Origin of the sequence: Streptomyces sp. NPDC090741 (assembly GCF_044769045.1) — a bacterium.
GTDB lineage: Bacteria > Actinomycetota > Actinomycetes > Streptomycetales > Streptomycetaceae > Streptomyces.
The window spans coordinates 95814-121353 of record NZ_JBIVXF010000017.1 but is presented as its reverse complement, the minus strand read 5'-3'; the positions used below and the strand labels follow the sequence as shown (position 1 = coordinate 121353).

The following is a 25540-nucleotide window of genomic DNA, read 5'->3' as shown; positions in this document are numbered from 1 at the left end:
AGCACGCTGGACGGATGAGCAACGCACCGGTGGTCGCGGCGGTCGACGGATCCGAGGACAGCCTCAGAGCGCTGGAATGGGCGCGGACCGAGGCGCTCCGGCACGCCGCCGGGCTCGTGGTCGCGCACGTGCTGCCCGACAGCGCCCAGTTGTACGCGGCGCGCCGCTCCTCCCTCGCCGACCCCTCGCAGCCGGAGCAGTACGCCGACCCCGTCGGCGAGCGCGTACGAGACATCCTCGCCGGGGCCGCCGAACTGCCGGCCGAGGTGCGGTACGAGTCGCTGGAGGGCTCCGTGCCGGAGGCCCTGCGGGTGTCGGGGGAGGAGGCCCGGATGCTGGTGATGGGCTCCCGGGGCCACGGCGGCTTCGCGGCCCTGCTGCTCGGCTCGAACAGCCGCGCCGTGGCCTCCTCGGCGGCGTGCCCGGTGGTGGTGGTCCCGCACGCGGCGCGCAGCGCCGGGGCCGATGCCGGTACGGGTGCCCATGCCGGGTCCGGGTCCGGGTCCGGGCCATCCGTGGGGCGGGTGGTGCTCGGCCTGCACGCCGCGGAGACGGCGGACGACGTGGTGGCCTTCGCCTTCGCGGAAGCGGCCGCACGGGGGACCACCGTCCAGGTGGTCTCGGCGTACGCGATCCCGCCGGCGCCGAACATGGTGGTGGACAGCCCCTTCCAGGTGATCCCGCCGGAGGGCCTGGCCGACGACGGGGACGCGGTGCCGGCGGAGCGGGAGATGCTGCGCTCCCAGACGGAGCGGCTGGAGCCGTTCCGGGAGCGGTGGCCGCAGGTGCCGGTGGAGCAGGCGGCGGTCCCGGGCGACGCGGCGGAGCGGCTGGTGACGGCCTCCCGGTCGGCGGCCCTGGTGGTGGTGGGCCGCCACCACCCGCGGCGCAGCGTCGGGTCCCTGATGATCGGCTCGGTGGCCCACGCGGTGCTCCACCACGCGCACGGCCCGGTGGCGGTGGTCCCGACGCTGTCGGACGACGCGTAGCAACCCTTCTGAGCTGCGAAGGGGTGGCATCAATCGCCCCATCCGGGGGAAGGTGGGGTGCGGGGGGTCTGCTTCGCGCCGGCGGAGGAGGACGACCGGACCAGCCGGGGTGGTGGCGGATGCCCGACACGCAGCCGAGCCGAGAGAACGACGCGCCGCAGCAGCCGGAGACGGCGGCGCAGCGCAGAGCGCGCCGCGCGCAGTTCCTGCGCGACCTGATGGAGGCGCAGGCCCTGCGCGACCGCGTCCAGCCCCGCCGCGCCCGCGCGGCCCGCATGCGCCAGCAGATGCGCATGCGCACGTTCCGCTGGTGACCGCCCGCAGCCCGACACCGTCCGGCACCCCTCGGCCCCCGGCACCCCCCGGCACCCCCGGCACCCCCTCGGCGCGCAGGCACCGGACGGCGCCGCGCCGAGGAGCCGGCCGGGATCCCGTGCGTGCCGCGAGGCCGCCGCAGCGCGCCGCGGCAGCCCCCGTACAACCCGCTGAGCGCACGGCGCGGAACGACGCAAGCGCCGAAGACCTCTCGCAAAGCCGCGCTTTCTGCCACGATGCCGATTGGGCGGGGTACGAAACGGCGAGCAGGACAGCCGTTCCAACCCTCCCCACCTCCGGCCGGGGGGACCTCCAACCGGCACGCCTATGACCAGTGGGAGAGTCACGGTGTATTTCGCCGCACTGCTCGCGCGCACCGAAGACGGGTGGGAAGCGAGCGACATGGAACTCGACGACGTCGAGTCCCTCAGTGATCTGATCGATCTCGCCCGTGCCGCCGCTGTCGACGACGACACGGTGGTCGCCCTCATCGAGCAGGAGGACGCCTGGTTCGGCGTCGTCCGCGTGGACGGCGAGGAGGACCCGCGGTACTACGTATCGAACGCCTCCGCGGCCTCCCGCAGCTCCTACGGCTCGATGCTGACCGACGAGCTGCTGGGCAGCGACGAGGAGGACGACGAACTCGACGAACTGGACCTGGACGGCACCGAGGACGGCGAGGAGGACACGATCGCCGCGTTCACCGATGCCGACGACGAGGACGAGGAGGACTCGCCCGGCGCTGAACCGGTACCCGCCGGCCCGCTCGGCGACCCCCGGCTGCTGGACGACCTCGGCGTCAGCAACAAACAACTGATGACCCTCGACGGGGACGCCCTCTCGGAGATCGCCGAGTCCCTCGGCGCCACCGAGGTGCTGGAGGCCGTCCGCTAGTGATCACCACGCACCACCCCTCGCACGGCCCCGATCCCGTACGGGACCCGTGGCGGGACTCCATGCGCCTGGCGCTCCAGGAGGCCGCCCGGGCGGTGCCGGCCGGCGACGTGCCGGTCGGCGCCGTCGTGCTGGGCCCGGACGGGGAGCTCCTCGCCACCGGGTACAACGAGCGCGAGGCCACCAACGACCCCACGGCGCACGCCGAGGTGCTGGCGCTGCGCCGGGCGGCCGCCCGGCTCGGGGAATGGCGGCTTCCGGGGTGCACCCTCGTGGTGACCCTGGAGCCGTGCGTGATGTGCGCGGGCGCGCTCGTGCAGTCGCGGGTGGCCCGGGTCGTCTACGGCGCCGACGACGAGAAGGCGGGTGCCGCGGGGTCGCTCTGGGACCTCGTACGGGACCGCAGGCTCAACCACCGCCCGGAGGTGATCCGCGGCGTGCTCGCGCAGGAGTGCGCGCGGCAGCTGACGGACTTCTTCCGCGACCGCTGAGGGACCCCTGGGGCACTCCTCAGGGGCCGATTTCATTTGATGCGGGACCTTAGGCTAGGATCCATCTCGGTAGTGTGTCCGAGTGGCCGAAGGAGCTCGCCTCGAAAGCGAGTATGGGGCAACCCATCGGGGGTTCAAATCCCTCCACTACCGCTTCGTTCGAGAGCCCCGCCCCGCAAGGGACGGGGCTCTCGGCGTTTTCCCGGCTCGCCCGGGTCATGTCCGTACGCATCCCGACGCGTCTTTACGGATGACGTCCGCGTGACCGGTGCCCCGTTCGGCCGTTGTCACGGCATGACCAAGACCCAGCGCATGCTCGCCGCCTTCGCCCTCGCGGGGGCCGCCGCGGGCCTCGCCGCTCCCGCCGCCTCCGCCGCCCCCATGGCTCCGATCACCCTCCCGGACCTGCCGCAGGCGGCCCCGGGCATGCCGCAGGGGGCCACGCCCGGTTCCGTCCAGGAGATCGGCGGGAAGCTCAACGAGCTGGACAAGCTCGGCCGGCTGACGGAGCTGCCGAACGACCTGGCACCCGTGATCGCCCCCGCGGAGCCGGTCCTGGGCCTGCTCGGCGCCATCCAGTAGCCGAAGAAGGCCCCGACCGGGGTCGGGGCCTTCGACGTACGGGCGGGGGAAGTGGCATCGGGGGGACAAGCCACTTCCCCCGACGAGGACGGAACCTGCCAGTCCGAACCGCAGTCAGGGGGAAGCTTGCGGCTCGGACCCCGCAGTGAGGCCCTGTCCCTCACCCACCGATTTCCTGCCAGAACCGGTGGGCTCGTCTTCAATACTGCTCCACCCCCGCCCTCCCGCGCTGCGGCAAAGGACCCGGACCGCCGGGCCATTGGTCCATAAAGGCCTGGTGAGTGTCCGAAGACAAACGGATAGACTCACCGGACTTTGCAGGACCGGTTGGGGAGGCCGACACCGCTCGTGGACACCAAGAAGATGATCATGGGTGGGCTCGTCGTGTTCGTGCTCTTCGTGATCATCACCCAGCCGGTCAAAGCGGCCGACATCGTCAAAATAGGCTTCCAGGGGATATCGGACGCGGCCCACGGCATCGGCGCGTTCATGACCGAATTGGTTCGCTGAACCCGTACGCTGACGCGGCCTTCCGAACGACCGGCCCCCCACTCCGACGGGTGGGGGGCTTTCGCGTCCCCGCGTCCCGCAATACCCTCACCCAAAACACCCCATTATGCCCAACTTGCCCTCAACACGGCGATATACGGTGCTTGCACACAGTGCACATGTCTTGTGATGCTATGACCGCTTTTGACGGATGAGTTGACATGAAGGGGTGGCGTGACCGTGCCGGCCAGTACTGCGCCTCAGGTGCCACCCCAGCAGGAGCCCCCCGAGGAGCCTCCAGCGCCCCCGAGACCGCAGAGCCGGGGCGCGGACACCCGGGCCCTCACCCAGGTCCTGTTCGGGCAGCTGAAGGGCCTTCAGCCGGGTACGGGCGAGCACCACCGGGTGCGCGGGGCCCTCATCGAGGCGAACCTTCCGCTCGTCCGGTACGCGGCCGCCCGCTTCCGCAGCCGCAACGAGCCGATGGAGGACGTGGTCCAGGTCGGCACGATCGGCCTCATCAACGCGATCGACCGGTTCGACCCGGACCGCGGGGTGCAGTTCCCGACGTTCGCCATGCCGACCGTCGTGGGCGAGATCAAGCGGTATTTCCGCGACAACGTCCGCACCGTCCACGTGCCGCGCCGGCTCCACGAGCTGTGGGTCCAGGTGAACGCGGCGACCGAGGACCTCACCACCCTGCACGGGCGCACGCCCACCACGCCCGAGATCGCCGAGCGGCTGCGGATCACCGAGGACGAGGTGCTGTCCTGCATCGAGGCCGGCCGCAGCTACCACGCCACCTCGCTGGAGGCCGCCCAGGAGGGCGACGGGCTGCCGGGGCTGCTGGACCGCCTCGGCTACGAGGACCCGGAGCTGGCCGGGGTCGAGCACCGCGACCTCGTCCGCCACCTCCTCGTACAGCTGCCCGAGCGTGAACAAAGGATCCTGCTCCTGCGGTACTACAACAATCTGACGCAGTCCCAGATCAGCGCGGAGCTCGGCGTGTCCCAGATGCACGTCTCGCGACTGCTCGCCCGCAGCTTCGCCCGGCTCCGATCCGCAAACAGGATCGAGGCATAGCTGGAACGGGTGGAGCCCGCTCCGCCGTTTCCCCACAGAACGGGCTCATTCCGCTCTGTCGCTGGAGATATATGTCGACTTGGCGCTACAGCGTGTTGCCGACATGTGACATTCTGCTGGAACCGCGTTTGCCGCAGCCCCGCCTCCGGTATTCAGGTGGAGGCTGCGTTCCTCCGACGGGCGCGCCGTACGCGACCGTCCGCGACCTCAAGGGGGTGGCATGTCCGTAGACCAGGGCAGCTCCAAGGTGCTCACGCTCGAAAAGAGCGCAGCGCCGGCAGCACTTGCAGCGCCTGTTGCGCCTGCAGCGCCTGTCCGCTCGGAAGCCATCGACACCCGCACCCTCTCCCGCTCCCTCTTCCAGCGACTTGCCGCCCTGGACGCGGACAGCCCCGAACGGGCGTACGTACGCGACACCCTGATCGAGCTGAACCTGCCCCTGGTGCGGTACGCGGCGGCCCGTTTCCGCAGCCGCAACGAGCCGATGGAGGACATCGTCCAGGTCGGCACGATCGGCCTGATCAAGGCGATCGACCGGTTCGACTGCGAACGCGGCGTGGAGTTCCCGACGTTCGCGATGCCGACCGTCGTGGGCGAGATCAAACGATTCTTTAGGGACACCTCCTGGTCCGTGCGCGTCCCGCGCCGCCTCCAGGAGCTGCGCCTCGCCCTCACCAAGGCCAGCGACGAGCTCGCCCAGAAGCTCGACCGCTCCCCGACGGTGCCGGAACTGGCCGCCGTACTCGGGGTGTCGGAGGAGGACGTCGTCGACGGCCTCGCCGTGGGCAACGCGTACACCGCCTCCTCGCTCGACTCGCCCTCTCCCGAGGACGAGGGCGGCGAGGGCTCGCTCGCGGACCGGCTCGGGTACGAGGACACCGCGCTGGAGGGCGTCGAGTACCGCGAGTCGCTGAAGCCGCTGCTCGCCAAACTCCCGCCCCGGGAACGGCAGATCATCATGCTGCGGTTCTTCGCGAACATGACGCAGTCGCAGATCGGCGAGGAGGTCGGCATCTCCCAGATGCACGTCTCCCGGCTGCTGACGCGCACGCTGGCACAGCTGCGGGTGGGCCTGATCGGCGAGTAGCCGCACGCAAAAGGGTTCCCACCTGACGCAGGGTCAGTAAAACTACGGCGATGCGAGTGGACCGCCGAACGCTCACCCTCATCGCCCTGTGCTGCTCTCTGGCCGCCGCATGCCTGACGGGATGCGGCGGCCCGGCACGTGACGGCTACGCAGCCGCGGGCGCCGTGGCCCCGGGCCCGGAACGCCGGGCGGGCGACAACGTGGCGCCGCAGTCACCGGTGGAGCTCCAACAGCTGAGTGACGGCTCCCCTCCCTCGACGAGGAGTACGCCGCCCGGTACCCCGGACCCGAGGAGCCCTGCGGCCTCCGCCCAGGGCGGATCCCCAAGCTCCCCGCCCGGGACCGCACAGCCGCCCCAGCCCCCGCCGGCGCAGGCCCCGCCCACCCCACGACCCCCCGCACCCGGCCCCGGGACGACACCGGGGACGACACCCGGGACGACGGCCCCGGGCACGCCGGCGAGCCTGACCCTGAGCCCGCCGACGCGCACCCCGGCGGCGGACCGCTGGTGCGAGAAGGTCACGGTGGCGTTCACCAACACGGGAACGAAACCAGCCACGTCCGGCACGGTCACGTTCTCGACGCACATCATCGGCGCGCTGGGCATCGACTGGGCCACGATCACCACGACCCAGCCCCTCCCCGCCCCCATTCCCGGGGGCGCGGCGAAGACGCAGACCTACACGGTCTGCGTCGAGTCCTGGCGAGTCCCCCTGGGCATGCACACGGAAACCCAGAAGGCCACGGCGACCTGGACGTAAGGGCCCGAAGCCCCTACAGGGCCAGCCAGGCCACCACCCCGATCAGTACCAGGGCGGCGATACCGACCCCCAGCCACAGCCCGGTCTTCGACCCCGAGCCCTGCGCGGCCTGCCGCCGCCGAGACCCGGGAGCCACCGGCCCCGGCCCGGCCGGCGCGGCCTCTTCGACGAAAGCCCGGAACATCTGAGTGCTGCCCGCGGGGTCGTAGTTGCCCTCGGGTCCCTGTGAGTTGTGGTTCGCAGCCATGCCTCAGGACCCTAGCGGGTTTTCCGATTCCTTTACCGCCCCCACCCCCCTATTCATTTGCCTGTAGCAACCAATCGCTTCTATGGTTGCCCTAAGCAACAACATGAGGAGGGGAGGGAGCCCCATGACCGCCGAAGCCCAGACGCTGCAAGCGTCACCCGCATCACCTGCGACACCTGCACCACCGGCGCCGTACGCGGCGCACACCCCCACCAGCCGCTACGAAGAACTGGCCCGCCAGCTCACCGGCATCGGCGCCGTCAAGCGCGACCTGGCCCGCCGGCTCCCCCCGGACTGCCCGCCCGGCTCCGCCGCCGTCCTCACCCTGCTCGACCGCCACGGCGAAATGCGGCTCAGCCGCCTCGCCGACCTCATGGCCATCGACATCTCGGTGACCAGCCGCCACGTGGCCCACGTCGCCGACCGCGGGTGGATCACCCGCGACATCGACCCCGGCGACGGCCGCTGCCGCATCCTGCGGCTCACCCCGGCCGGCCACGCCCTCCTCGCCGAGCTCGGCGCCCGCTACACCGACGCGCTGGAAAAGGCCCTGGCCGACTGGTCCCCGCACGACATCGACGTACTCAACACCTTGCTCACCCGGCTCCGATCGAGCTTCTAGACAAAGGAACCACATGGCGACCACCGCACCCACCGGTGTGCAGGGAGGCAGCCGGTCGGAGACCACGTCCGACCCCGCGTCCACCCCCGGCTCCGGCTCCCCCGCCCCCATGACCCACCCGCAGATCATGAAGGCGCTGTCCGGGCTGATGCTCGGCATGTTCGTGGCGATCCTGTCGTCCACGATCGTCTCCAACGCCCTGCCCCAGATCATCAGCGACCTCGGCGGCACGCAGTCCTCGTACACCTGGGTCGTCACGGCCGCCCTGCTGTCGATGACCGCCGCGACCCCGCTCTGGGGCAAGCTGTCCGACCTCTTCAGCAAGAAGCTGCTGGTCCAGATATCCCTGGTGATCTACGTCCTCGGCTCGGTGGTCGCGGGCCTGTCCCAGAACACCGGCATGCTGATCGCCTGCCGCGTCGTCCAGGGCATCGGCGTCGGCGGCCTCTCCGCCCTCGCCCAGATCGTGATGGCCGCGATGATCTCGCCGCGCGAGCGCGGCCGGTACAGCGGCTACCTCGGCGCGGTCTTCGCCGTCGCCACCGTCGGCGGCCCGCTGCTCGGCGGCGTCATCACCGACACCTCGTGGCTCGGCTGGCGCTGGTGCTTCTACGTCGGCGTGCCGTTCGCGATCATCGCCCTGATCGTCCTCCAGCGGACCCTGCACCTCCCGGTCGTCCGCCGCGACGTCAAGGTCGACTGGCTCGGCGCGTTCCTGATCAGCGGGGCCGTTTCCCTGATCCTGATCTGGGTCACGCAGGCCGGCGCCTCGTACGACTGGATCTCCTGGACCACCGCGGCGATGACCGGCGGCGCCCTCGTACTCGGCCTGCTCTTCATCCTCGTCGAGTCCAAGGCGAGCGACCCGATCATCCCGCTGCGCCTGTTCCGCAACAAGACCATCACCCTCGCCTCGGCCGCCTCGATGTTCGTCGGCATCGCGATGTTCTCGGGCACGGTGTTTTTCAGCCAGTTCTTCCAGTTGGCCCGCAACGAGTCCCCCACGATGTCCGGAATCCTCACGATTCCGATGATCGGCGGGCTCTTCGTCTCCTCCACGGTTTCCGGTCAGGTGATCACCAAGACCGGCAAGTGGAAGGCCTGGCTCGTCTCCGGCGGCGTCCTCCTGAGCGCCGGCCTCGGACTGCTGGGCACCCTGCGGTACGACACCCCGTACTGGCACATCGCGATCTACATGGCGCTGACCGGCCTCGGTCTCGGCATGATGATGCAGAACCTCGTCCTCGCCACGCAGAACCAGGTGGCCCCCGAGGACCTGGGCTCGGCCAGCTCGGTCGTCACCTTCTTCCGCTCGCTCGGCGGCGCCATGGGCGTCTCGGCGCTCGGCGCGGTCATGGCCAACCGGGTCACCCACTACGTCAAGGACGGGCTGGCCGCACTCGGCCCGAAGGCGGCGGCGATGGGCCACGGCGGCACCGCCGGCGGCGGGATCCCCGACCTCGACAAGCTGCCCGCGCCGTTCCGCACGGTCGTCGAGTCCGCGTACGGGCACGGCGTCGGTGACGTCTTCCTCTACGCGGCGCCGTTCGCGCTGCTCGCGCTCGTCCTGGTGGTGTTCATCAAGGAGGTCGCGCTGAAGTCCAAGCCGGCCGCCCACGCCCCGACGGCGTCGGCATCCGTGGCGACGGCCCCGGCCGAATAGCGACGCTTCAGCGGAATAGCGACACCGAGCGGTACCCGCAGACCCCCGTCGGGCTGCCCCTCCCCCGGGAGCGGCTCCCGGTGGGGGTTTTCTACGCCCCCGGCCGGGCCGGCCGGGCGGCGGCCTGCACCTCGATGCCCGCGATCAGGACGTCGAGTGCGAGGACGAAGTCCCCGTCGGGCGCCCGCCGGGCGGCGCCCCCGCAGCCGTGCAGGAACTGCGACACCGCCAGGTGCGCGCCGGTCCGGCCGCCACCCGCCAGACCCGTGGCATCGAGCACCCTCTGCAGGGCGGAGTCGAAGGCCCGCGCGTGCGGGCCGATGTTCGGGTACGCGGCGGTCAGCGGCGCCACCCACGGGTGCTCCGCCAGCAGCCGCCGGTAGCCGCAGGCCAGCGACCGCAGCCGGCCGGCCCAGCCCTCGTGCACCGGGGCGACCTGAGCGACCGGCCCGGCCGGGGCGGTGCGGGACAGCGGGAGCTCGCCCAGGGCCCGGTCCAAGGCGAGTTCGAGCAGATCGTGCTTGGTGTCGACGTACCAGTACAGGGACATCGCGGTGACCCCGAGCCCGGCCGCGAGCCGCCGCATCGAGAACCGGGCCAGCCCTTCGGCGTCGAGCAGCCGGACGGTGGCTCCGGTGATCCGGTCCCGGTCGAGGCCGGAGGGCGCCTCACTGCGGCGCCTGGCGGGTGCGGTGTGCCCGGGGGCCAGCCACACGCTGGTCCGGGTATCGCCGGGATCGGCCGCGGTCACCATGGAGGCACCCTCCTCACAACAGCTGGATCAGCCCGGAATGCCCGGTCCGCCCACTTGATGCTAGAGGGTGCCTCTCGCGTTTCGGCAGGTTCAGGACGGGGCGGACGTGCCGTTCAGGGGGGCGGTCAGGTCGTAGAGGGTGGCGCCACCGACCGTCGTGGACCGGTAGTTGGCCTGGATCCAGCTCGTGATGGCGCTGCTGGTGCCGCCGCCCGGGCCACCGCCCTGGCCGCCGCGCCCGGCCTGCCCGGCCTGCCCGGCCTGCCCGGCCTGCCCCTCGCCGCCGGCGCGGGCGCCCTCGCCGATGAAGTAGTGGATCTTGCCGGAGCGCACGTACTCCTGGAACCGGGCCAGCGTCGGGGACGGGTCGCTGCCGTTGAACCCGCCGAGCGGCATGACCGGCTCGCCCGAGGCCAGCTGGTAGCTCGCCGCGTTCTGCGCGCCGACGGCGGCTGCCGCCCAGGTGTACTTCCCCGCGTCCTCGCGCAGGGCCGCCGTGGCCTCCTTACTGGCCTTCGTACCGCCCAGCAGGCCACCGAAGCCGCCGCCACCGGGGCCGCCCGCGGAGTTCTCCGTCCCGCGTGCACCGCGCCCACCGACGGCCCCCTGGCCGCCGGGGAAGCCCTGACCGCCCGGGAAGCCCTGGCCGCCGGGGAACTGCCGGGGCCCGCCCTGCTGACCGCCGCCCTGCTGCCCCTGCTGCGGGCCGCCCTGTTGCGCACCCTGCGGGGCCATGCCCGGCGGGAGTTCACCGCCGCCGAAGCGCATGCCCATGCCCATTCCGCCCCGGCCGCCCGAGACCGCGGGTCCGGCCGTCACGATCGACCCGCCGCGCGTGGAGTCCACCGTCGTCAGGCAGTACGCGAGCGGACCGGCCAGCGCGGCCGCCAGCCCGAGCCCCGCCGCGCCCAGCGCGAACCGGCGGCCGAGCCGGGCGCCGAGCAGCAGCCCGGCGGCCGCGAGGAGGCCGGCCACGAGGACGGTCCAGCGCAGCCACGGCAGGTATCCGGTGGAGCGGCCGAGCAGTACGTACGACCACCACGCGGTCAGGGCGAGGGTTCCGGACAGGGTGAGCGCGGCGGTCTTGCTGCCCCGCTCCTCCCACAGCATGGCCGCGCCCATGCCGACCAGCGCGGCCACGAACGGCGCCAGCGCCACGGTGTAGTACTCGTGGAAGATGCCCTGCATGTAGCTGAAGACGAGCGCCGTGATCAGCAGGGCGCCGCCCCACACCAGGAACGCCGCCCGGGCCATGCCCTCCAGGGAGTCGGCGGCCCGGCTGGCCCGCCAGGTGATCACGAGTCCGGCGACGAGCATGACGAGGGCCGCCGGAAGCAGCCAGGAGATCTGTCCGCCGATGTTGGCCGAGAACAACCGGTCGATGCCGGTCTCTCCCCAGCCCCCGCCCCCTCCGCCACCACCGGGGCGGGCACCGCCGCCGACGCTGCCGGTCTCGTTGCCGCTGATCCGGCCGAGGCCGTTGTAGCCGAGGGTGAGCTCCAGGAAGGAGTTGTTCTGCGAGCCGCCGATGTACGGGCGGGAGGACGCGGGCCAGAGTTCCACGATCGCCACCCACCAGCCGCCGGCCACGACCATGGCGGCTCCGGCGAGCAGCAGTTGACCGAGTCGGCGGCGCAGCCGGGCCGGCGCGCAGACCGCGTACACGAGGGCGAGCGGCGGCAGGATGACGAAGGCCTGGAGGGTCTTGGTCAGGAAGGCGAGGCCGACCGCGACGCCCGCCCAGACGAGCCACTTGGTGTGGGCGCCGTCGAGGGCGCGCAGGACGCAGTAGACGGTGACGGTCAGCAGCAGGGTGAGCAGCGCGTCCGGGTTGTTGAAGCGGAACATCAGCGCGGCGACCGGGGTGAGCGCGAAGACCGTGCCGCTGAGCAGTGCGGCCGCGGGCCCGAACTGGCGGCGCACGGCGGCGTAGAGCACGGCGGTGGTGCCGACGCCCATCAGGGCCTGCGGGACGAGGATCTGCCAGCCGCCGAGCCCGAACAGCCGGACGGACAGGGCCATGGGCCACAGGGCGGCCGGGGGCTTGTCGACGGTGATGGAGTTCCCGGCGTCGGAGGAGCCGAAGAAGAAGGCCTTCCAGCTCTCGCTGCCCGCCTGGACCGCGGCGGAGTAGAAGGAGTTGGCGTAGCCGTTGGCTCCCAGGTTCCACAGCAGCAGGACGGCGGTGGCCAGCAGGAGCGCCACGTACGCGGGCCGCTCCCAGCCGGGGCGCCCTGCGGTCGCGGTACCGGTGGTGGCACTCGGCGCGGGCTGCGCGGTCGGGACGGTCGGGGCCCGTTCGGGGAACGGGGAGTCCATGGATGGTACGGCGGTGGTCATCGGTTGTCGTCCTTCGCGGGAGTGGCTCGCCGCTCGGGGAAGACCCAGGCGCGGAAGAGCAGGAACCTCAGCACGGTCGCGGCGAGGTTGGCCGTGATCAGTACGGCCAGTTCGGTGCTGTGGGAGGGATCGGCGGTGGCGGCGCCGAGGGCGGCGAGCGATCCGCTGGTCAGGGCCAGTCCGACTCCGAACACGACGAGGCCCTGGGCCTGGTGGCGCACGGCCCGGTCGCGGCCGCGGACCCCGAAGGTGAGCCGGCGGTTGGCGGCCGTGTTGGCGACGGCGGAGACCAGCAGGGCGCCGGCGTTGGCGAGCTGCGGTCCGGCGCCGAGCCGGAAGAGGGAGTACAGGGCGAGGTAGGCGAGCGTGGACAGCACCCCGATGACGCAGAAGCCGAGGAGCTGGCGGGCCAGCCCGCGCGGCACTCCGGGCAGGGCGCTGCGGTCGCGCGGGTCGTCGCCGAAGGGGCGGGCGAGCCGGTCGAGCGGCAGTGCGCCGACGGCCAGGGCCCGGCCCACCCGCCACATGCCCTTGAGGTCCTCGGTGGCGGTGCTGACGATGTGGACGGTGGAGTCAGGGTCGTCCACCCAGTCCACCGGCACCTCGTGGATCCGCAGCCCGGCCCGTTCGGCGAGCACCAGCAGCTCGGTGTCGAAGAACCAGCCCGAGTCCTCCACCAGCGGCAGCAGCCGCTCCGCGACCTCCCGCCGGATGGCCTTGAACCCGCACTGGGCATCGCTGAAGCGGGCGGCGAGGGAGGAGCGCAGGAGCAGGTTGTAGGCGCGGGAGACGAACTCCCGCTTGGCACCGCGCACCACGCGCGAGGAGCGGGCGAGGCGCGTGCCGATGGCGAGGTCGGAGTGCCCGGAGATGAGCGGGGCGACCAGCGGCAGCAGCGCGTTGAGGTCGGTGGACAGGTCCACGTCCATGTACGCGAGGACGGGCGCCTCGGAGCGGGACCAGACGGTCCGCAGGGCGCGGCCGCGGCCCTTCTCCTCCAGCCGGGTGCTGCGTACGCCGTCGACGGCGGCGGCGAGGGCGGCCGCGACCTCGGGGGTGCGGTCGGTGCTCGCGTTGTCGGCGATCGTGATGCGGAACGGGTACGGGAACGTACGGGTGAGGTGGTCGTGGAGCCGGCGCACGCACGGGCCGAGGTCCTTCTCCTCGTTGAAGACCGGGATCACCACGTCGAGTACGGGCTCGCCGGGCACGGGCGCGAGGTGCGCCCGTGCCGGAAGGGCGCCGGAGGAGGTGTCGGTTCGCATGTACCGACCCTCTCCGGCCGGGCTGTCACCGCTGTGTGGTGAGCCTGTGCCCCGTCTGTGAGTGCCCCGTCTGTGAGTCCGTCGGCGGGTCCGCCCGTGAGTCCCTCCGGGGGGCCGACCGGGGGCCCGTCTTCGGGGTCTGGTCCGGGGCGAGCGGAAGCAGGACCTCGAAGCGGGTGCGCCCCGGCTCGCTCCGTACGTCCACCTGGCCGCCGTGCGCCGTCACGACGGCCTCGACGATGGCCAGCCCCAGGCCGGTGGAGCCCGCGGCCCGGGAGCGGGACGCGTCGCCGCGGGCGAACCGTTCGAAGACGTGGGGGAGCAGGGCGGGCGGGATACCGGGCCCGTCGTCCTCGATCCGCAGCCGGACGGCGGATGTTTCACGTGAAACATGGGCGGTCACGGTGGTGCCGGGCGGGGTGTGCGTGCGGGCGTTGGCGAGCAGGTTGACCAGGACCTGCTGGATCCGGGCCGGGTCGGCGCGGATCGGCGCGGGCTCGTCGGGCAGCTCAAGGCGCCAGTGGTGCTCGGGTCCGGCGGCCCGGGCATCGCTGACGGCGTCGACGACGAGCGGGGCGAGGTCGGTGTCGGCCGAGCTGAGCGGGCGGCCGGCGTCGAGCCGGGCGAGCAGCAGCAGGTCCTCGACGAGTCCGGTCATCCGGGTCGCCTCGGACTCGATGCGGCCCAGGGCGTGCCGGGTGTCGGGACCGGGCTCCTCCCGTCCCCGGCGGGTCAGTTCGGCGTACCCGCGGATGGAGGCGAGGGGAGTGCGCAGTTCGTGGCTGGCGTCCGCGACGAACTGCCGGACCCGGGTCTCGCTCTGCTGGCGGGCCGTGAGGGCGGAGGAGACGTGCCCCAGCATCCGGTTGAGGGCGGCGCCGACCTGGCCCACCTCGGTACGGGGGTCGGCCTCGGCCTCCGGGACCCGCTCGTGGAGGGCGGGTTCGCCGCTGTGCAGGGGGAGTTCGGAGACGCGGGTCGCGGTGGCCGCCACCCGGCGCAGCGGGCGCAGGGCGACCCCGACCAGGGCCTGTCCGGCGAGGGAGGCCGCGATCAGTCCGGCGAGGGTGACGAAGACCTCCACGGCGATCAGCGTGCTCACGGTGGAGTCGACCTCGGCGAGCGGGAAGCCGAGGACGAGGCTCCCGTCCGGAGCGGTGAGCACCCGGTACGCACCGAGGTCCGACAGGTCCAGATCCACGGGGCCGGGCATGCGGTGTGCGGCGGCCTTGCCGGCGGCTCGGGCCAGGGCCGCGGTCTGGGCCTCGGTCAGGCGCTGGATGTGGTCGTACCCGGGCCCGCCGATGGCGGCGCTGCGTGCCGTGCTGGCGACCGTGCCGTCGGCGAGGAGCCGGATCCCGGCGGCGCCCAGCGGGGACCCGGGGGCCAGGACGAACTTGTCGTCCTTCTCGCGGATCGCCTTCTCCCCGAGGGGCTTGCGGGTGCCCATCTCGACGGAGACCCTCAGCTGGTCGTCGAGCTTGTCGACCAGGTACGAGCGTAGCGCGAGGGTGGTGACGGCTCCGATGGCCGTGCCCACCACGGCGATCAGCGCCACCGCCGAGACGACGAGCCGGGCCCGCAGGGACCAGGTGCGGACCGGGCGCAAGAGGCGGGGCGGGCGGAAGGCGCGAACCGGCCGGGGCAGGCGGAAGGCCACTACTCGGCCGGCTTGATCAGGTAGCCGGCGCCGCGCCGGGTGTGGATCATCGACGGGAGGCCGGGGCCGCTCTCCAGCTTGCGCCGCAGGTAGGAGATGTACAGCTCGACGACGTTGGCCTGGCCGCCGAAGTCGTACGACCACACCCGGTCCAGGATCTGCACCTTGCTCAGCACGCGCCGCGGGTTGCGCATCAGGTAGCGCAGCAGCTCGAACTCCGTGGCGGTCAGGTGGATCTCCCGGCCGCCCCGGGACACCTCGTGGCTGTCCTCGTCGAGCCGCAGATCGCCGACGGCCAGGACGGATCCCCCGCGGGCGGCCTGCGCCGCGCCCGAGCGGCGGACCAGTCCGCGCAGCCGGGCCACGACCTCCTCCAGGCTGAACGGCTTGGTGACGTAGTCGTCGCCGCCCGCCGTCAGGCCCGCGATGCGGTCCTCGACGGAGTCCTTGGCGGTCAGGAAGAGCACCGGGAGCTGCGGAATCTCCCGGCGCAGCTGTCCGAGGACGGCGAGTCCGTCCATGTCGGGCAGCATGATGTCGAGGACCACGACGTCCGGCCGGAACTCCCGCGCGGCCCGGACCGCGCCGGCCCCGTCGCCCGCGCTGCGGACTTCGCAGCCCTCGTAGCGCAGGGCCATGGAGAGCAGCTCCGAGAGCGAGGCCTCGTCGTCGACGACGAGGACCCGGCAGGGGCCGCCGTCGGGCCGGACGAGGGCCGTCGGGTTGCTGGTGGACGTGGACGCATGGGAGGTGGTCGTCGCAGTCATGCGACCACGCTGGCCGCGGCCTCTGAGAGCGTTCTTGTCCCTACCTGTGAATTCCCTGAGAAACCCCGGCGCCGCCCGGCGGCCCCTCAGACCAGGCGGAACAGCCGGGCTCCGTTGTCGTGGCAGACCGCGCGCAGCCAGTCGTCGCCGAGGCCGAGCCGTTCCAGGGCCTCCAGCTGGTGCTCGTACGGGTAGGGAATGTTCGGGAAATCGGTGCCGAGCAGGATCCGGTCGCCGAGGTCCACGAGCCGCCCGCGCTCTGCCTGCGGGAAGCCGCGGAACCGCTCGGAGAAGTCGGTGAAGGCCATGGTGGTGTCGAGGCGCACCGCGGCGTACCGGTCGGCGAGGTCCAGGAAGTCGGCGTACTCGGGCATGCCCATGTGCGCGACGATCAAGGGCAGCCGGGGGTGGCGGGCCAGCAGTCGGGCGACCGGCTCGGGGCCCGTGTGCTTGGCCGGGACCGGCCCCGACCCGCAGTGGATCACTGTCGGGATGCCCGCCTCGGAGAGCAGCCCCCAGACCGGGTCGAGCCGCTCGTCGTTCGGGTCGTACCCGCCGACCTGGAGGTGCGCCTTGAAGACCCGGGCCCCGGCCTCGACGGCCTGCCGTACGTAGGCCTCGGCCCCGTCCTCGGGGAAGAAGGTCGCGGTGTGCAGGCAGTCGGGGGTACGGGCGGCGAAGTCGGCGGACCAGGAGTTGAGCCAGGCGGCCATCGCCGGCTTGTGCGGGTAGAGCATGGACGTGAAGGCCCGGACCCCGAACTCCCGCAGGAGCGCCACCCGCTGCTCCTCCTCGTGCCGGTAGGTGATGGGCCACTCGACGCCGTTCAGCGGTCCGAACGCGTCGAAGTAGTCCCACACCTTCGCCAGGACCCGCTCGGGCATGAAGTGCGTGTGGACGTCCACCAGTCCGGGCAGCCCGAGCCGCTCCCGGAAGGCGCGGACCGCGTCAGCCGTTGCGGGCAAAGCCGTGGCTCCGCTCGACGGTCGCGACGTGCAGGGTGTAGCTCTCGTACCAGTCGGCGCGGCCCTTCTTCATGGCCGCCTGGTGCTCCAGGTCCTGCCGCCACTCGGTGAGGGACTCGTGGTCGCGGAAATAGGCGACGGTGATGCCGAGGCCGCCGGGGGTGCGGGCGGACTCGTAGCCGAGGAAGCCCGGGTTCGCGGTCACGATCTCGTTCATCCGGTCGAGGACTTCCGGGTATCCGGTGTCGTCAGGGGTGCGGACATTGCTGAAAACCGCCATCACGTAGGGCGGTTCGAAAGCGGGTACGGGCTGGATGCTCATGTCCACCACCCTCGGCGGCGGGCCCCCGGCATGTCCACCGGAAAGGGGCCCGGGAGCCCAAAGGGATCCAAGTTTTGACCTTGGTCAGAACAGCCCGTCCTGCCCGCCGGGGGCGGCGAGCGGCGGCAGTTCGGCGACGGGCACGGCGGTCGTGTCGTCCGCGGCGGGGGCGGTGAGCTCCCAGCCGGCGAGCAGCCGGGTGTCCACCACGAGCCCGTCCTCGAAGTGCAGATCGGGACCGGCCGCGCCGGCGAGCCGGCCCACGACGGCCCCGCCGGGGACCATCGCGGTGACCACCCGCGCGGGGGCGGGCAGCCCGTCCAGCCCGAACGGCCCGGCGTGATCGGCGGTTTCGCACTCCAGCCGCTCCAGCGACTCCGGCCACCCCGGCAGGGCCGCGGCCCGGGCGTGCAGCTCGGCGACCTCCCGGGCCCGGTCGGCCGCCGCCGGCAGGTGGCCCCTTACGGCGCGCTTGCGGGCGTACGCGATCCGGTCCGGCACCCCGAGGGCGGCCCGCAGCAGCTCCTCGGTGCGGCGGGTGGCCATCAGCGGCCCCCGCCCCAGCCAGGTCCAGGTCACCGCCCCCTGCTCCAGCAGCCGGGCCGGGCCGCGCTCCTCGGCGGTGATGCCGACCTTGACCATCTCGGGCCCGAACCAGGCCAGGTAGACGCGATAGGTGCGCGGATCGGCGGCGTTGGTGTCGGCGGCCACCGAGAACGACCGGTCCAGGCGGGCGCATTCGGGACACTGGGCGTTCGCGGCCCGGCCGGGCACGGTCGCGCCCGTGGGGCACGGCGTCCGCTTCCCGGCCCGCCGCACTCCGAGGCAGTGCCGCTCCCCGCGGGCCGCGAACGCCAGCCGTTGCCCGTACGCGAGCGGGCTGCTGCGCTCACCGCGCCCCTCGGCGCACCACCCGATGGAGGGGAGGCCGTCATGCCACCGGATCCCGGTGCACCGCCAGGTCACAGCGGGAGGGGCCGCTCGAAGAAGGTCTCCAGCACGACGGTCGCGTGCGTACCGCTGACGCCGTCGATGGCGTAGAGGCGGCGCAGGACGTCCTGGAGCTGCCCGGTCGTGGCCGTGCGCACCTTCACCAGGACCGAGGCGCTCCCCGCGATGATGTGCGCCTCCTGGATCTCGGCGATCGCCTCGAAGGCCGCCTTCGAATCCCCCATCCAGGCGTTGGAGTCGACCATCACGTACGCGAGTACCCCGCTCCCGACGGCCGCGGGATCCACCTCGACCGTGGTGCGCCGGATGACCCCGCGCTCGCGCAGCTTGCGTACGCGCTCGTGGGTGGCCCCGGCCGACAGCCCCACGGCGGCGCCGAGGGCGGCGTACGACTGGCCCGCGTCCTGCTGCAAGCGCAGGACGAGCGCCCGGTCGATGTCGTCCACGCGATCTTCCTCCCACATCCCCTGGAATCCCTTGCGCTGACGGTACAGGATCCTGCAATGTCACCAGAAGGCCGAACTGTATTCGGCACATGACCCAACAGGGGGAAGAATGTCATCCATAGCCGACCTCGGCCTGTACGAGATCCTGGACGAACGATTCCGCACCGGCCGCTGCGCCAACGGCGACATGCGGCTCGAACGGCTCTACGACGACTGCCGCTGGGCGGAGGGCCCGCTGTACCTGCCGGCCTGGCGGCAGCTCGTGTGGAGCGACATCCCCAACGACCGGATGCTGCGCTGGGACGAGGCGACCGGCGCGGTCTCCGTCTTCCGGTCCCCGGCCGGCCACCCGAACGGCAACACCCTGGACCGCGAAGGCCGCCTGATCACCTGCGAGCAGGGCAACCGGCGTGTCACCCGCACCGAACCGGACGGCACCCTCACCGTCATCGCCGACCGCTTCGACGGCAAGCGGCTCAACAGCCCGAACGACGCGGTGGTGCGCTCGGACGGCTCGATCTGGTTCTCCGACCCGGACTTCGGCATCACCAGCGACTACGAGGGCCTGCGCGCACCGAGCGAGATCGGCGCCTGCAACCTCTACCGCGCCGACCCGGCGACCGGCGAGGTGCGCCTCGCGGCGAACGGGTTCCTCGGCCCGAACGGCGTGGTCTTCTCCCCGGACGGGGGCGAGCTGTACGCGGCGGACACCCGCGCAGGCCACATCCGCGCATTCGAAGTGGCCGCGGACGGCACCCTCACGTCCGACCGCGTCTTCACGCAGTGCCCCGGCGTGGACAACATCCGCTTCGACGACGAGGGCCGCCTGTGGGCGGCGGCGATGGAGAACGGCGTGCACTGCTACGCCCCGGACGGCACCCTGATCGGGCGCATCCGCGTCCCCGAACCGGTCTCGAACATCGCCTTCGGCGGCCCGAAGAACAACCGCCTCTTCATCACCGCCACCACGTCCCTCTACGCCCTGACCCTCTCGGTCACGGGCCTCCCCCGCGTCCTGTGACCCGGCTACCGGGCGACGAACTGCGTCAGGATGGCCTGCACCTCATAGATGTCCACGCCCTTGGTGAACGTCTTCTCGATCGGCGCCGCGCTCCCCGAGAGCCAGATCTTGAGCTCGGCGTCGAGATCGAAATGCCCGGCGGTCTCCACGGAGAAGTGCGTGATGCTCCGGTACGGGATGGAGTGGTACTCCACCTTCTTCCCCGTGAGCCCCTGCTTGTCGACGAGCACGAGCCGCCGGTCGGTGAACAGGATCGTGTCGCGTATCAACAGGTACGCGGCGTGCACCTGCTCCCCCTGCCCGAGCAGCCGCGCGTAGTCCCGCTGCGCCGACATCGGATCAACCGTGTGCGCGTTCCCGAACAGCCCCATGACAGTCCCCCTCTCGCGGCCCGACCCGTTCCGAACCGTCTCCGAGGACCGTATCCACCCCCGGGCCACCGCTCATCCCCCACAGGACCGACCCCCACCCCGGAACAACCCCGAGACCCCCCTCCCCACCAAGAAGGACCCGGACAACGCAAGAGGCCCCCCGGTGAACCGGGGGGCCTCTTCGGCTGTGCACTCGGCAGGATTCGAACCTGCAACCTTCTGATCCGTAGTCAGATGCTCTATCCGTTAAGCTACGAGTGCTTGGGCTTCCCGGGGTTTTGCGCCCCGTTGGCCTTGCGAGAACAACAATACATGGACCTCGGCGGGACGCGAAATCCATTAGCCAAACCAGGCCTGACCTGCGAAAACGCTCCAGATGAAGATCATCCGGATGGGTTCGTACCGCTGTCGGGGCAGGGTTGGCGCGGAGGTCGGCATGGCCGGAAGGCGTCAAAGCAAGACCCCGGAACGCACCGAAGCCCCGGTCCGTCAGGACCGGGGCTTCGGCAGGTGCGGAGGCGGAGGGATTTGAACCCTCGATGGGCTTTAAGACCCAAACCGCATTAGCAGTGCGGCGCCATAGACCGGACTAGGCGACGCCTCCAGCACACCCCCGCGTACGAAGGTGCGTGCAGATGATGACACAGCCACCGGGCCGCTCACCAATCCGCTCCCACGGTACAAGGACAGCCGCCACCAGAGCAAAGCCTTAAGCCTCCCGGCACGCACCTTCCCGCGCACGCGTCCGTACGCCCGCCCGTACGCAACGTCGGCGGGCGCGTCTCGTTGGTCAGCCGTACGACGTACGGACGACCTGGAGTGCCCCATGCTGCGTCTCGCCGCTTTCGCCGTCACCTCCGTCCTGGCCGCCTCGGCGGCCACGGCCGCCGGGCCGCTGCCCCCGCTGCCACCGCTGGGCCGGCTGCTGGCCCCGCCCGACCGCCTCACCATCGCCGTGTCCGCCACCGGCAACCCCCGGGCGAACGGCGAGTACCTGCTGGAGTGCAACCCCGTCGGCGGGAACCACCCCGAGGCCGAGCAGGCCTGCGACCGGCTCGACGTCCTCGCCAAGCAGGACAAAGACCCCTTCGCCCCCGCCGCCAAACGGCAGATCTGCACCATGCAGGACGGGGGCCCGGCCACCGCGCACATCACCGGAACATGGCAAGGCCACAAGGTGGACGCGACGTTCCGGCGGACCAACGGATGCGAGATCACCCGCTGGAACAACCTGGAACCTGTGCTTCCGGGTGGGCGCTCCTGACCTGGGAGGATGCGAAGGATGCACGGTATCCACCGAACATCCGCCACCTCAGGACGGGGCCGTGCCCTTAGACTCCTCCCGTGACATGCCGGTAGTTGTGGTCAGGGAGGAAGCTCGTCGTGAGCAGCAGGCCATCCCGAGGCGCTGCTCGCCTCGCAGCAATACTCGACGCTCTTCCGGACGCGCTGTTGCTCGTCAACGCCAACGGCACGGTCGTCAACGCGAATTCGATCGCCCTCGAGGTCATGGAGAGCCCCGGCACCGGGCTCGTCGGCCGCGGCGTGCTGGACCTCCTCCCCGAGTTCGACTCCAAGCTGATCCCCGGCTCCATGCGCCGGCCCGGCGAGGACGAGGGCGGCCGGGCCAAGCCCAAGCGGATGGTCGCGCGCCGCACCGACGGCACCGAGTTCCCCGTCGAGGTCACCGCGGCCCACCTCGACGGCCGCGACGCCTACCGCGAGCCGCAGCCCGCGTACACGGGCGACGAGCTGCTGATGCTCGTCGTACGCGACCTCTCCGAGACGGTGGACACCGAGGTCGAGCTGGCCCGCTCGCAGCGGCAGACCGAGATGATCCTGCGGGCCGCCGCCGAGGGCGTCGTCGGCACGGACACCGACGGCCGGGTCGTCCTCGTCAACCCGGCCGCCGCCCAGATCCTCGGATACCGCGCCACCGACCTCGGTAACCGGGAGCTGCACGGGCTGATCCAGCACTCGCGCGCCGACGGCTCGCCGTTCCCCTTCGAGGAGTCCCCGCTCGCCGACACCCTGCGCAGCGGCCGCAAGCACCGGGTGCGCGGCCAGGTGCTGTGGAACAAGGCCGGGCAGCCCGTCTCCGTCGACCTGACCACCTCGCCCGTACGGGACGGGGAGCTGCTCGTCGGCGCCGTCATGACCTTCACCGACCGGCGGGCCTACGACGCCCTGGCCGCTCGGCACGCCCAGTTGCTTGCCGTCCTCGGCGAGTCCCTGCGCGGGCCCCTGGAAGAGCTGCGCGGGGAGCTGGCCACACTGGCCGCCGACGACGCGGGGCAGCTGTGGCCCGAGGCCAACCAGCTGCTGCACCACCTGGCCGCCGGATACTCCCGGATGACCGCGCTGGTCGACAACGTGCTCGGCTTCCAGCGGCTCGACGCCGGCACCGAGAAGCTCAAGAAGAAGAAGGTCCTGATCAACGGGGTCGTCGCGGCCGGCATCGACGGCGCCGTCGAGCTGATCGGCCCGGGCCGCGTGCAGTTCGCCGTCCACGCGCCGACCATCGAGGCCGAGGTGGACGCCGAGCGGATCGCGGGCGCCCTCGCGCACCTGGTCGCGGACGTCGCCGGGGTGGACGCCACCGGCAAGACCCGCCAGGGCAGCGGGTACAGCGACTCGACGATCGTCGTGGCCGCCGCGCAGCGGGGCGAGGTCGTACGGATCGAGGTGCGCGGACCGTACGAGGGCGGCAACCCGGTGCACGAGCCGATCGTGCGGGGCGTCGTGGCCGCGCACGGGGGTGTGCTGCAGACGGTGGAGGTGCCGGGCGCGCCCGGCGGTGCGTACGTACTGGAGCTGCCGCTGGGCGCGGGAGCCGGAACGGTGACGCTGCCGGAGCCGAAGCCCGAGCCCGAGCCCGCGAAGGAGCCGGCAGCCGCCGAGGGCGCGGGCAAGGGCCCCGCCGGTCGGCGGGCCCGGCGCGGGGTGGACGCGTTCCTGGAGGACGCGGCCGAGGAGGCGAAGGAGAACGGCGCCGCCGAGGGCGGGAGCGCGCTGGCGCTGCCTTCCGGGCGGCGGCGGGCGGGCGAGGCCGGTGCCGTCGACGCCGCGGCTCCCGAGCTCGCGCAGTCCCCGGTGAACCCGGCGGGCCTGGGCACCGGGCGCCGTCGCGGCCGCGACGGCGACGGCAGCGGAACGGACAGCGGCGAGGGCGGCCCCGGCCGGCCCGTGCCCCCGCAGGGAACCGCCATGCCCGCGCTCCCGCCGGTGCCGCAGGGGCCCCCCGGATCCGGCCGCGGTCCCGGCGTGGCCCCGGTGCCGCCGGGCGCGCCGGTGCCGCCGGGCTCCCCGGTGCCGCAGGGCGCGCCGGTGCCGCCCGTACCGCCGGTTCCGGTGACCGAGCATCCCGCCGGGCGGCGGCGTGCGCTGGGTGCGGCCGCCGCGCCGCAACCCGGCGGTCCCGTGCCCGCGACGGGCCTCGGCCCGGCTCCTGCCGCCGCCCCGCAGGCACCCGTACGGCCCATCGCCCCCGAGGGCGGCTTCGCGCTGCCCGCCGGCCCGACCCCGGCCCCGGCCCGGACAGCGGCTCCCGCGCCGGCGCCGGCTGCGGCCACCGCGCAGAGCCCCGCCATGGCCGGTCCGGTCCCCGCTCCCGGTGAGGCCGAGGGCGACGCCCCGGCCGGGCGGCGCGGGCGCCGGGTCCTGGGTGCGCCCGCTGCCGAGCCCGCGGACCCCGACGCGCAGCCGGCCGCGGCCGCCGAGGAGCCCGTACCGCCGACCGGTCGGCGGCGTGCGCTGCCCGCCACTCCGGCCTGGCCGGTCCCGGCGGCCCGAACCGCTCCCGAGGACGAGGAGGCCGCCGACCCGGTGGCCGTGCCCGGGGCCCGGCAGCCCCAGGACGCCCCGGCGGAGGCCGCACAGCCGATCAGCGTGCGCGCCCTCGGCACGCTCGGCCAGGGCATCTCGGTCGACTCCGCAAGCACCAACGGCGCGGGCGGTACGGGCGGCTCCGGCCGCCGTCGCCGGCTCGCCGAGCCCGCGCCCCAGGGACGGGCGTTCGCGATAGGAGCCCCCGAGGCGGGCGCCGACGAGGGCCCCGAGCCGCTGGACGGGCCCGGGGGCGCCGTCGAGGTCGTCAACCGGCCCGTACCGCTGCCCGTGGACGACGAGCTGCCTCCGGAGCCCCTGGACAACCCGCGCCGCCTGCTCGTGTGGCCGGCGCCCGATGTACAGACCCAGCAGGCGCTCAGCGACCGCGGCTACCGCCCTGTGATCGTGCACTCCCGCGAGGAGGTGGACGCGCAGATCGCCGCGTTCCCCGCCGCGCTGTTCGTGGACCCGCTGACGGGGCCGATCACCCGGACCGCCCTGCAGTCCCTGCGCCAGGCCGCGGTGGCCGCCGAGGTCCCCGTACTGGTCACGGCCGGGCTGGGGCACGCCACGCGCGAGGCGGCGTACGGGGCCGACCCGGCGGTCCTCCTCAAGGCGCTCGCGCCGCGCGACAGCGAGCAGCACCCTTCCCGGGTGCTGCTGATCGAGGAGCACGACGAGATCGCGACGGCGCTGACGGCCGCCCTCGAACGGCGCGGCCTCCAGGTCGCGCGGGCGGGCGCGGACACCGACGCGGTGGAGCTGGCGACGCGGATGCGGCCCAACCTGGTGGTCATGGACCTCATGCAGGTCAGGCGCCGGCGGGCCGGGATCGTGGACTGGCTGCGCGCCAACGGGCAGCTCAACCGGACCCCGCTGGTGGTCTACACGGCCACGGGGATCGACCCGGCCGAACTGCCGCGGCTGGCCTCCGGGGAGAGCGTGCTCTTCCTCGCCGAGCGGGCCACCACGGCGGACGTCCAGGGCCGCATCGTGGATCTGCTCGCCAAGATCGGCACGAACTAGTCATCCTGGCCCGATGGCCATCATCGACACGAGCGAGCAGACCGTCCCCGCCGACAACGGGGAGGTGAACCTGCTCATAGCCCGGCAGGTGGAGCCCGGCCACGAGGAGGCGTTCGAGGCCTGGGCCCACGGCATCCTGGAGACGGCCGCGGCCTTCCCCGGGCATCTGGGGTACGGGCTGTTCCGTCCGGCGGCGGACGGCGGGCCGTGGTTCCTGGTCCATCGCTTCCGGGACCACGAGGCCTTCCAGCGGTGGCAGGACTCCGCCGAGCGGGCCCAGTGGTTCTCCAACTGCCTGGGCCACCACCACACCGAGATAGCCCGGCGCGAACTGCACGGCATGGAGACCTGGTTCGCCAAGCCGGGTACGACCCGGCCCGCGCCGCCGCGCTGGAAGATGGCGATCAGCTCGGGGCTGGCCATCTTCCCGATCTCGCTCGTCGGCAACGCGGTGCTCGGGCCGTACCTGGTGAACTTGCACTTCGTCCTGCGGACGGCCGCCTTCGCCGTCGTCTTCAGCACGCTGATGACCTACCTGGCGATGCCGGCCGTCAGCAGGCTGCTGCGGCCCTGGCTGACGAAGGCCGGCCAGCGCTGAGCT

General features: G+C 72.6%; 26 protein-coding genes and 3 tRNA genes. 16 read left to right on the top strand and 13 right to left on the bottom strand.

Going from position 1 to position 25540, the window contains the following annotated elements; translation table 11 throughout:
* The first annotated feature begins 14 nt into the window (after positions 1–14).
* The 10 genes from ACIQU4_RS34490 (at position 15) to ACIQU4_RS34445 (ending at position 6691) form a co-directional block, all read left to right on the top strand.
* Positions 15–989 (top strand): universal stress protein, encoded by a 975-nt coding sequence (locus ACIQU4_RS34490; protein WP_403739305.1) that lies wholly within the window; start codon positions 15–17, stop codon positions 987–989.
* A gap of 119 nt (positions 990–1108) precedes the next feature.
* Positions 1109–1303, top strand: coding sequence for a hypothetical protein (locus ACIQU4_RS34485; protein WP_387283583.1), 195 nt, complete (start codon positions 1109–1111; stop codon positions 1301–1303).
* A 349-nt stretch (positions 1304–1652) separates the two neighbouring features.
* Complete coding sequence (locus ACIQU4_RS34480) at positions 1653–2198, top strand: hypothetical protein (RefSeq protein ID WP_403739302.1); 546 nt, start codon at positions 1653–1655, stop codon at positions 2196–2198.
* The gene (gene tadA, locus ACIQU4_RS34475) at positions 2198–2689 is read left to right on the top strand and encodes a tRNA adenosine(34) deaminase TadA (RefSeq protein WP_403739299.1); all 492 of its coding nucleotides are present in this window, start codon (positions 2198–2200) and stop codon (positions 2687–2689) included. The genes ACIQU4_RS34480 and tadA overlap by 1 nt, the downstream gene beginning before the upstream one ends.
* Positions 2690–2757: 68 nt before the next feature.
* Positions 2758–2842: transfer RNA gene (locus tag ACIQU4_RS34470), tRNA-Ser, on the top strand.
* Positions 2843–2983: 141 nt separating this feature from the next.
* Positions 2984–3271, top strand: coding sequence for a hypothetical protein (locus tag ACIQU4_RS34465; protein WP_403739296.1), 288 nt, complete (start codon positions 2984–2986; stop codon positions 3269–3271).
* A 348-nt stretch (positions 3272–3619) separates the two neighbouring features.
* On the top strand, positions 3620–3781 hold the full coding sequence (locus ACIQU4_RS34460; protein ID WP_159046037.1) for a hypothetical protein: 162 nt from the start codon (positions 3620–3622) through the stop codon (positions 3779–3781).
* Between the two features lie 219 nt (positions 3782–4000).
* A complete protein-coding gene (locus ACIQU4_RS34455; protein ID WP_403739293.1) occupies positions 4001–4843 on the top strand; it encodes an RNA polymerase sigma factor SigF in 843 nt (280 codons plus the stop codon).
* A gap of 220 nt (positions 4844–5063) precedes the next feature.
* A complete protein-coding gene (locus tag ACIQU4_RS34450) occupies positions 5064–5930 on the top strand; it encodes an RNA polymerase sigma factor SigF (protein ID WP_385586843.1) in 867 nt (288 codons plus the stop codon).
* A gap of 524 nt (positions 5931–6454) precedes the next feature.
* Positions 6455–6691 carry a hypothetical protein gene (locus tag ACIQU4_RS34445; protein ID WP_403739290.1) on the top strand — a complete coding sequence of 79 codons (237 nt, stop codon included), beginning with the start codon at positions 6455–6457 and terminating at the stop codon, positions 6689–6691.
* Between the two features lie 13 nt (positions 6692–6704).
* Here ACIQU4_RS34445 and ACIQU4_RS34440 read toward each other — a convergent pair whose 3' ends face one another.
* Positions 6705–6938, bottom strand: a complete 234-nt coding sequence (locus tag ACIQU4_RS34440; protein ID WP_385586838.1) for a hypothetical protein — start codon at positions 6936–6938, stop codon at positions 6705–6707.
* A 229-nt stretch (positions 6939–7167) separates the two neighbouring features.
* Between ACIQU4_RS34440 and ACIQU4_RS34435 the strand changes: the two genes are divergently transcribed.
* Together ACIQU4_RS34435 and ACIQU4_RS34430 are read left to right on the top strand one after the other, a co-directional pair.
* Positions 7168–7560, top strand: coding sequence for a MarR family winged helix-turn-helix transcriptional regulator (locus ACIQU4_RS34435; protein ID WP_385586854.1), 393 nt, complete (start codon positions 7168–7170; stop codon positions 7558–7560).
* Positions 7561–7573: 13 nt separating this feature from the next.
* The gene (locus ACIQU4_RS34430) at positions 7574–9223 is read left to right on the top strand and encodes an MDR family MFS transporter (RefSeq protein ID WP_403739289.1); all 1650 of its coding nucleotides are present in this window, start codon (positions 7574–7576) and stop codon (positions 9221–9223) included.
* A 91-nt stretch (positions 9224–9314) separates the two neighbouring features.
* Here ACIQU4_RS34430 and ACIQU4_RS34425 read toward each other — a convergent pair whose 3' ends face one another.
* The 9 genes from ACIQU4_RS34425 to ACIQU4_RS34385 form a co-directional block, all read right to left on the bottom strand.
* Positions 9315–9977: a TetR/AcrR family transcriptional regulator gene (locus ACIQU4_RS34425; RefSeq protein WP_403739286.1), complete on the bottom strand. Its 663-nt coding sequence runs from the start codon at positions 9975–9977 to the stop codon at positions 9315–9317.
* A gap of 90 nt (positions 9978–10067) precedes the next feature.
* Positions 10068–12317 (bottom strand): ArnT family glycosyltransferase, encoded by a 2250-nt coding sequence (locus ACIQU4_RS34420; RefSeq protein WP_403739283.1) that lies wholly within the window; start codon positions 12315–12317, stop codon positions 10068–10070.
* Complete coding sequence (locus ACIQU4_RS34415; RefSeq protein WP_403739280.1) at positions 12314–13582, bottom strand: glycosyltransferase; 1269 nt, start codon at positions 13580–13582, stop codon at positions 12314–12316. Before ACIQU4_RS34415 ends, ACIQU4_RS34420 begins: the two co-directional genes overlap by 4 nt.
* A gap of 25 nt (positions 13583–13607) precedes the next feature.
* Positions 13608–15191, bottom strand: coding sequence for a sensor histidine kinase (locus tag ACIQU4_RS34410; protein WP_403739277.1), 1584 nt, complete (start codon positions 15189–15191; stop codon positions 13608–13610).
* Positions 15192–15241: 50 nt separating this feature from the next.
* On the bottom strand, positions 15242–16009 hold the full coding sequence (locus ACIQU4_RS34405; RefSeq protein WP_403739274.1) for a response regulator transcription factor: 768 nt from the start codon (positions 16007–16009) through the stop codon (positions 15242–15244).
* Positions 16010–16095: 86 nt separating this feature from the next.
* A complete protein-coding gene (locus ACIQU4_RS34400; protein WP_403739270.1) occupies positions 16096–16974 on the bottom strand; it encodes an amidohydrolase family protein in 879 nt (292 codons plus the stop codon).
* A complete protein-coding gene (locus ACIQU4_RS34395; protein WP_403739268.1) occupies positions 16958–17296 on the bottom strand; it encodes an antibiotic biosynthesis monooxygenase family protein in 339 nt (112 codons plus the stop codon). The genes ACIQU4_RS34400 and ACIQU4_RS34395 overlap by 17 nt, the downstream gene beginning before the upstream one ends.
* A gap of 84 nt (positions 17297–17380) precedes the next feature.
* On the bottom strand, positions 17381–18262 hold the full coding sequence (locus ACIQU4_RS34390; protein WP_403739265.1) for a DUF2797 domain-containing protein: 882 nt from the start codon (positions 18260–18262) through the stop codon (positions 17381–17383).
* Positions 18259–18693: an Lrp/AsnC family transcriptional regulator gene (locus ACIQU4_RS34385; protein ID WP_030160263.1), complete on the bottom strand. Its 435-nt coding sequence runs from the start codon at positions 18691–18693 to the stop codon at positions 18259–18261. The genes ACIQU4_RS34390 and ACIQU4_RS34385 overlap by 4 nt, the downstream gene beginning before the upstream one ends.
* Before the next feature lie 109 nt (positions 18694–18802).
* Between ACIQU4_RS34385 and ACIQU4_RS34380 the strand changes: the two genes are divergently transcribed.
* Positions 18803–19714, top strand: a complete 912-nt coding sequence (locus ACIQU4_RS34380) for an SMP-30/gluconolactonase/LRE family protein (RefSeq protein ID WP_403739263.1) — start codon at positions 18803–18805, stop codon at positions 19712–19714.
* A 5-nt stretch (positions 19715–19719) separates the two neighbouring features.
* Here the strand turns inward: ACIQU4_RS34380 and ACIQU4_RS34375 are convergent, their stop codons facing one another.
* The 3 genes from ACIQU4_RS34375 to ACIQU4_RS34365 all read right to left on the bottom strand — a co-directional run bounded on the left by ACIQU4_RS34375 (position 19720) and on the right by ACIQU4_RS34365 (position 20689).
* Entirely contained in the window at positions 19720–20085 is a 366-nt protein-coding gene (locus tag ACIQU4_RS34375; protein WP_053692457.1) for a PH domain-containing protein, read from the bottom strand.
* 188 nt (positions 20086–20273) lie between these two features.
* Positions 20274–20346 (bottom strand) — tRNA-Arg (locus tag ACIQU4_RS34370).
* A 252-nt stretch (positions 20347–20598) separates the two neighbouring features.
* Positions 20599–20689, bottom strand: a tRNA-Ser gene (locus ACIQU4_RS34365).
* Positions 20690–20911: 222 nt separating this feature from the next.
* Here ACIQU4_RS34365 and ACIQU4_RS34360 point away from each other — a divergent pair.
* From ACIQU4_RS34360 to ACIQU4_RS34350, 3 genes are all read left to right on the top strand, one after another.
* Entirely contained in the window at positions 20912–21349 is a 438-nt protein-coding gene (locus ACIQU4_RS34360) for an SSI family serine proteinase inhibitor (protein ID WP_403739259.1), read from the top strand.
* A gap of 119 nt (positions 21350–21468) precedes the next feature.
* Positions 21469–24939 (top strand): PAS domain-containing protein, encoded by a 3471-nt coding sequence (locus ACIQU4_RS34355; RefSeq protein WP_403739256.1) that lies wholly within the window; start codon positions 21469–21471, stop codon positions 24937–24939.
* A 13-nt stretch (positions 24940–24952) separates the two neighbouring features.
* Positions 24953–25537 carry an antibiotic biosynthesis monooxygenase gene (locus ACIQU4_RS34350; RefSeq protein WP_403739253.1) on the top strand — a complete coding sequence of 195 codons (585 nt, stop codon included), beginning with the start codon at positions 24953–24955 and terminating at the stop codon, positions 25535–25537.
* Positions 25538–25540: the final 3 nt, after the last annotated feature.